This window comes from Arenibaculum sp., assembly GCF_035998295.1.
Classification (GTDB): domain Bacteria; phylum Pseudomonadota; class Alphaproteobacteria; order Azospirillales; family Azospirillaceae; genus DASYHS01.
The window spans coordinates 1-1549 of record NZ_DASYHS010000134.1 but is presented as its reverse complement, the minus strand read 5'-3'; the positions used below and the strand labels follow the sequence as shown (position 1 = coordinate 1549).

The 1549-nt window shown below is 69.1% G+C and carries 4 protein-coding genes; all 4 read right to left on the bottom strand.

Annotated features, from left to right (window positions below; translation table 11 throughout):
• Positions 1-738 (bottom strand): zinc-dependent alcohol dehydrogenase family protein (locus tag VGO20_RS13165; protein ID WP_327502813.1); only part of this gene is annotated, 738 nt, incomplete at its 3' end.
• Positions 735-920 carry a hypothetical protein gene (locus VGO20_RS13160; protein WP_327502812.1) on the bottom strand — a complete coding sequence of 62 codons (186 nt, stop codon included), beginning with the start codon at positions 918-920 and terminating at the stop codon, positions 735-737. The genes VGO20_RS13165 and VGO20_RS13160, both read right to left, overlap by 4 nt.
• 97 nt (positions 921-1017) lie before the next feature.
• Positions 1018-1215 (bottom strand): SRPBCC family protein, encoded by a 198-nt coding sequence (locus VGO20_RS13155; protein WP_327502811.1) that lies wholly within the window; start codon positions 1213-1215, stop codon positions 1018-1020.
• Positions 1187-1462 (bottom strand): SRPBCC family protein, encoded by a 276-nt coding sequence (locus VGO20_RS13150; protein ID WP_327502810.1) that lies wholly within the window; start codon positions 1460-1462, stop codon positions 1187-1189. Before VGO20_RS13150 ends, VGO20_RS13155 begins: the two co-directional genes overlap by 29 nt.
• Between the last annotated feature and the right edge of the window lie 87 nt (positions 1463-1549).

The window sequence follows — 1549 nt, the reverse complement described above, 5'->3', positions numbered from 1 at the left end:
CGCGGCGATCGACTGCGCGAGCGTGGCGGGCCCGCCGACCTCGATCACGTGGTCGACGCCGCGTCCCTCCGTCAGGTCCCTGGCCTTCTCGCCCCAGTTCGGCACGGCCTCGTAGTTGATGACGGCGTCGGCCCCGAGACGTTCGAGCTTCTCCAGCTTCTCTTCGGACGAGGACGTGGCGATCACCCGGGCGCCCGCGGCCTTGGCGAACTGCAGCGCGAACAGCGACACCCCGCCCGTTCCCATGACCAGCACGGTGTCGCCGGGCTGCACCCGGCCGCGCACCACCAGGCCCCTCCAGGCGGTGACCCCGGCGCAGGTCAGCGTCGCCGCCTCTCCATGCGTGTAGCCCGCCGGCGCCTTCGTGAAGGCGTGCGCCGGCATGCACGCGTACTCGCGGGCGTAGCCGTCGAGAGTGTCGCCGGGTATGTCCCGCCTGCCGGCCGGTGTCGGTTCGCCCGTCAGCCAGCCTGGATAGAAGGTGCTGACGACCGCGTCGCCGACCGCGAAGCCCTCCGCCCCGTCGCCGAGCGCGACCACTTCCCCGGCGCCGTCGGTCATCGGGATGCGGCCGTCGGCGCACGGGATTCGCCCGAGGACGACCATGTGGTCGTGGAAGTTCAGCGAGCTCGCGCCGATCCTGACCAGCACTTCGCCCGGCCGCGGTTCGGGGGGATCCTCCTCGACGAGACGGAGGCTTTCCAGCCCTCTCGGCACTCCCAGCCTGACCAGCCTCACAGATCGGCTCCTTTCGCCCGGACGAACGCCTGCTCGCCGTCCGTCATCGGCCGGCCTCCGATCCTGTCCGCCTGGCCTTCGATGCCTTCGGACCACCATTCGCGCACGTCGTTGATTGCCGCGAACACGGCTTCCGGGGGCTGGGCCACCGTGAAGCTGGTCGCGAAGCTGTTATCGCTCATGACGATCTCCGTTCCTTGGACGTGAGTGGGCCCGTCCGCCGCGGCCCGGCATGCGGACGCGCAGGTTCGACCGGGCCGGCGATTGCCGGGCGCGGGGTCAGTCGCCCTTGTCGGAGATGTGGACGTCTTTCGGGTAGGCGGCGCCCGTCCCGGTTTCGACGAGCGCTTTCAGGCTCATCACGAACATCGCCCATTTGGTGCTGCAATGGTGCATGAACTCCCCGGGCTCCTTCCAGCCCTGGTGCGTGAACAGGACTTTCGTGAAGTCACCGTCCTGCGCGAGGTCGAAACGCACCCGGGTCCATCCAGGAGTCCGGCCCGCCGACCACCTGCCACAGGACGCGCCTGCCGGGCTCGAGCTCGAGCACCTTCATGTCGATGAGGTTGCGGCCGCCGAAGCGGAAGTGAAGGATGCCGCCGGCGCCGGCGTCGCCCTGCGTGTCGGTCGTCCACCAGCCGGAAAGGCCTTCGAGCGTGGTCAACGCCTCGTAGACCTCGTCCGCCGGGGACTTGATGGCAACGCTGTGTAGGATGTCCGGCACCTTGATGCTCCCTCTTCTTGCAGTCGCAAGGCAGAGTGAGGCCGGCACCCCCGGCGGCGAGAGTTACAAGTGTGTCGCGATTCGAAG

What these genes read in the sequence shown, in the direction of transcription:
- VGO20_RS13160 (WP_327502812.1), bottom strand. Translation starts at nt 920, where the DNA reads ATGAGCGATAACAGCTTCGCGACCAGCTTCACGGTGGCCCAGCCCCCG.